Consider the following 4,585-nt stretch of genomic DNA (forward strand, 5'->3'; position numbering starts at 1 on the left):
CGTAGGCGGCCAGGGGGCAGGCTGGAAGGGAGCAGGTCGCCAGGCAGGACCCGGCCGAAGGAGCTCAGGATGATCGAGATGGCGGATATCCGTGAGTGGCGTGCACAGGACGTGACGGACGCGGGAGGGCACAAGATCGGAGTGCTGGAGGCGATCTACGTGGACACCAGCACGGACGAGCCGGCCATGGCCACGGTCCAGATCGGCCTGCCCACCCGCCACCGCCTGGTCTTCGTCCCGCTCGACGGGGCGATCGTCGGGCCGGGCTATGTGAAGGTCGCGCACGACAAGGCGCTGGTGAAGCAGTGCCCTTCGATCGGCACAGACGACGTGCTCCCCTTCGAGGACGAGGGAGCCATCTTCCAGCACTACGGCCTGCCCTACCAGCCGGGGCCGAACGGCGAGCGGCAGCTGGCCCGCCGCTGAGTCAGGCTCGATCGAGGAGGTGTCCGTCGTGATTCTTTTCCTGGCCCTGATCGTCGTCGCGATGGTGCTGGGCATCATCGGCGCTACGGTTGAGGGGTTGCTCTTCCTGCTGATCATCGGCATCGCGCTGCTCGTGGCGGACTTCGTCTACTACGGCGTGCGCCTGCGCCACTCCCAAAGCCGCCGCCTGCGCTGATCTGTCAGGCCGGGCGGTGGGCAAGCCCGTCGCCCGTGAGCCGGCCGACTGCGAGGGATGAAGCGCCGGTGTGCGCACGTTCACGACGCTTCCCAGCGCGGGGCTTCGGCTCCGTCGGCTCCGTGGTGGCGGTGGCTGTCGGCTCAGTCGAGGGTGGTGAGGTGATCGGCGTCGCCGCCGCGCCACTCGATGAGGAAGATGGTTGCGTCGTCGCTGGTGATGCCGCCTCGTTCCTGTTTCAGGGCGTGAGAGAGAGCGCGCACCACGGGTCGCACCGTGGTGTGGCCAAGGAGTGCCCGGTTGGTCAATTCGATGAGCTGCTCCTCACCGAACTCCTCCCCGCCGGGTTGATGCTCTTCGATCAAGCCGTCGGTGAAACACAACAGCCGGTCCCCGGGCTGCAGCATCCGCTCGCTGACTACCGGTTCCTCACCGCCGAAGCCGACCGGCAATGTCGTCGGGCTCTCCAGCCGGTCCACCACGGAGCGGTCACGGATCAACAGCGGCGCCGGGTGGCCGGCGTTGACCCATTGCAGCCAACCCGTGGCGATGTTCAGGCACATCATCTGGGCGGTGACAAAGTGGTCGGGGCCGAACTGCTCATTGATGGCCCTGTCCATGAACGCATACACCTGGGACAGACCAGTGTTGGCCCGTCGCGCGTGGCGGTAGGCGCCGATAGCCACCGTCGCCATGGTCGCCGCGTCCAGGCCGTGACCCATCGCGTCGATCATGGCCACATGAAGGATGTCGCCGTTGAGGGCGTAGTCGAAACTGTCGCCGGCCACGTCGTACGCGGGCTCCAGGATTCCGGCCACCTCAACCTGCGGAACAGTCATCGACAGCGGAGGCAGCAACGACCACTGGATCTCTGCGGCCACGCTCATCGGGGCGCGGCGTCGGGCCTGGAAGAACAGGTCGGTGTAGGCGTCCTTGGTCACGATCATGTCTGCGACCAGCCCGGCGAGTCTGCGCAGCAACCGACGGTCGTCGTCATCGACGCTGTCCAGGGTGACGGCCATCGCCCCGACCTGGTCACTGCCGTCCAGCAGCGGCAAATACATCCGCACGGTGCCGTCCTGCAGTACCTCTACCGTCCTACGGCTCAGGAACGCGTCCCCGGCGGGCGAGTCCTCGACAGGTTCGGGGTCCCCGACCATCAACCCCCGGCCCGGTAGCGGCACCAGCAGCATCTGTTCGTAGTCCTGCAAGAGGATCGAGACGTCCCGGCCACCGACCCTGGCCACCTCTTCCGCAACGAGCGGGGCGATCAACTGCGGCGGCATCTCATGAGCCCGGTCCAGCAGCAAACCCAGCAACCGCTCGCCAAACCCCTCCGACCGGTCCACCCCGACCTTGCCCGGCTTTCGCCCGCCCTCGGTCATCGCTGCTTGCATCCCTTCATACCGCGGCATGGGAATTCAGTGGGCGGTTGTGCGGAGCCGGTACGAAGCGGTGCCACTTGGACGGCGAGCAACTCTCCCTCCCTCTAGGCGCCAGCGCCCTCAGCACCCCAGCCACATATTCCGGCTCACGGTCCCCCGACCCGATGGACACCCCGACATACTTGGATCGAGCGGGCAGTCAACGGCGATCAGCTCGAAAGAGCGTTCACACGCCCCATGCGCACAGGGCTCCTCGCACGACAGTGATCACCCGTACAGCGTGACACCGCCAACCGGCCCAACGAGCCGATTACGCCAGCGGCGGCATGTCGGAGCGAGTCTGCTCCCCAACGGCTCCCAGGGAGCTGTGGAGGAGCTCACTCGATCCGAGCTCGTCACCTTTCTGGGACGCCCACGGTCCGTGGTTCAAGGGGCCTCACCGGCCCGAGCCGGTAGGCATGCACGACTCCGTCAGCCTGATGGCTGACGCGATCAGCCCGACACCTGGACCCGGCAGGCAGATCCCACAGGTGACACTCGACAGCGCGGTGGTCCCGAGCGCCACACCGTAGAAGTACCCGTCGGTCGGTCGATGACAGTGCTGTCGTCGACCAACCGAAGATCAGGTTCCCGCGGGCTGTGCGAGCGCCTCTCTCCGGTAGCGACCGGGAGGCAGGCCGTGTTCGCGGGCGAAGGCCCGGGAGAAGGTGAACTCCGAGGTGTAGCCGACCGCCTCGCCGATGTCGGAGACCAGCCGGTTGGTGTCGCGCAGCAGCCGGGAGGCCAGGGTGATCCGCACTCGGGAGAGATAGGCCAGCGGTGAGACGCCGACCAGCTGCTTGAACTGCCGGGCGAAGGCCGGGCGGGACATCGCCACGTCGCGTGCGAGGGATTCCACGGTCCAGGGTCGCTGTGGTGCTTCGTGCATGAGGGAGAGCGCGGCGCCGATGCGCGGGTCGCGCAGCGCCGTCAGCCAGGACTGCGGTGCGGATTGCGGGTCGGTGTCCGCGGTGTCGAGCCAGGCGCGGATGACCTGGACGAACAGGACATCGGTCAGGCGGGCGGCGACGGCCCGCGAGCCGGGCCGCTCCCGTGTGCTCTCAAGGGCCAGGAGCCGGATGATTCCCTGGAGTTCGGGGTCGGCGCTCATGCCGGGGACATGGATCACCGCGGGCAGGGCGGACAGGACCGGGTGTTGCGAGGCGTCGTGGTCGTAGTCGAACTTGCCGCAGACGATGCGTGCGACGGGGCCGTGGCCGCCGAGGTCCAGGATGCCGTCGCGGCCGACCGGATGCGCGGCTTCCAGCTCCGCGTACGGCACGGCCGCCTGCTCCGGGCTGCCGGCCAGGTGATGGGGCTCGCCCTGCGGGAGCAGGGCGACGTCCCCGGACACCAACTGGCGTGGCGGCTGCTCGGCCACGCGCAGCCAGCAGGTCCCCTCGGCGATCAGATGGAATCCGGCAGTGCCCAGCCGCTCCAGGCCGCAGCCCCACCCCGAGCCGCGGGCGCGGAGCTGGGCGAGCAGCACCCCTTTGAACCCGGTGGCCGCCAACACTTCCCCAAGAACATCCATAGTCAGGACCCTACTCCCACTCTTCCTCTCTCAAGGTGAGAGGAAAAGGCAAGTTTTCCGAGAGTTCCTGCCATGGAGTGACGACCCTTGTCTCCATAGAGTCAATGTCGTGAGGGAGCGCACCGCGAACCCCGCACCCGCCATCCACTCCGACCATGGAGAGCAGCATGAGCAAGGTCTGGTTCGTCACCGGCTCCTCCCGCGGCTTCGGCCGTCAGTTCGTCGAAGCAGCCCTGTCCCGCGGGGACAAGGTGGCCGCGACCGCCCGCAACGCCGACACCCTGTCGGACCTGGCCGCCACCTACGGCGACGCCGTCCTCGCACTCGACCTGGACGTGACCGACAAGGCCGCGGTCAGCGAAAGTGTCACGCGGGCCAACGAGCACTTCGGCCGCCTCGACGTCATCGTGAACAACGCCGGCTACGGCCTGTTCGGCGCGGTCGAGGAACTGACCGAACAGGCCTTGCGCGACCAGCTGGAGACCAACCTGTTCGGCGCCCTGTGGGTCACCCAGGCCGCCCTGCCGTACCTGCGCGAGCAGGGCAGCGGCCACATCGTGCAGATCTCCTCCACCGGCGGCGTCGCCTCCTGGCCGCTGGTGGGCGGCTACCACGCCTCGAAGTGGGCATTGGAGGGCCTGAGCGAGTCCCTGGCCCAGGAGGTCTCTGGCCTCGGGATCAAGGTCACCCTGGTCGAGCCCGGCGCCTACGCCACCGACTGGGGCGGCTCCTCCGCCGTCTCTGCCGACCCGATCCCGGTCTACGACGGCGTGCGCGAAGCACTCGGGGCGTTCATGCAGACCCTCGACTTCGGCAGCCCCGCCGCCGCGGGCGCCGCGCTGCTCAAGGTCGTCGACTCCGACAACCCCCCGCTGCGCGTCTTCTTCGGCACGCAGGGCAACGACATGCTCCCGCAGGTCTACGCCGACCGCCTCAAGACCTGGGCCGACTGGCAGGACCTCGCCGTCGAGGCCCAGGGCAGCACCCCCGTGGCCTGAACAAACC

The 4,585-nt window shown here is 68.2% G+C and carries 5 protein-coding genes; 3 read left to right on the top strand and 2 right to left on the bottom strand.

Annotated features, from left to right (window positions below; all coding sequences use genetic code 11):
* Nucleotides 1–69: 69 nt before the first annotated feature.
* On the top strand, nucleotides 70–426 hold the full coding sequence (locus VIU94_RS33485; RefSeq protein WP_331917346.1) for a PRC-barrel domain-containing protein: 357 nt from the start codon (nucleotides 70–72) through the stop codon (nucleotides 424–426).
* Between the two features lie 28 nt (nucleotides 427–454).
* Nucleotides 455–622 carry a hypothetical protein gene (locus VIU94_RS33490; RefSeq protein ID WP_331917348.1) on the top strand — a complete coding sequence of 56 codons (168 nt, stop codon included), beginning with the start codon at nucleotides 455–457 and terminating at the stop codon, nucleotides 620–622.
* A 143-nt stretch (nucleotides 623–765) separates the two neighbouring features.
* Here the strand turns inward: VIU94_RS33490 and VIU94_RS33495 are convergent, their stop codons facing one another.
* Nucleotides 766–2,007 (bottom strand): PP2C family protein-serine/threonine phosphatase, encoded by a 1,242-nt coding sequence (locus VIU94_RS33495; RefSeq protein WP_331917350.1) that lies wholly within the window; start codon nucleotides 2,005–2,007, stop codon nucleotides 766–768.
* A 622-nt stretch (nucleotides 2,008–2,629) separates the two neighbouring features.
* Nucleotides 2,630–3,580 carry an AraC family transcriptional regulator gene (locus tag VIU94_RS33500; RefSeq protein ID WP_331917352.1) on the bottom strand — a complete coding sequence of 317 codons (951 nt, stop codon included), beginning with the start codon at nucleotides 3,578–3,580 and terminating at the stop codon, nucleotides 2,630–2,632.
* Between the two features lie 167 nt (nucleotides 3,581–3,747).
* Between VIU94_RS33500 and VIU94_RS33505 the strand changes: the two genes are divergently transcribed.
* On the top strand, nucleotides 3,748–4,578 hold the full coding sequence (locus VIU94_RS33505; protein ID WP_331917354.1) for an SDR family oxidoreductase: 831 nt from the start codon (nucleotides 3,748–3,750) through the stop codon (nucleotides 4,576–4,578).
* Nucleotides 4,579–4,585: the final 7 nt, after the last annotated feature.

Source organism: Streptomyces sp. (assembly GCF_036566765.1).
GTDB lineage: Bacteria > Actinomycetota > Actinomycetes > Streptomycetales > Streptomycetaceae > Streptomyces.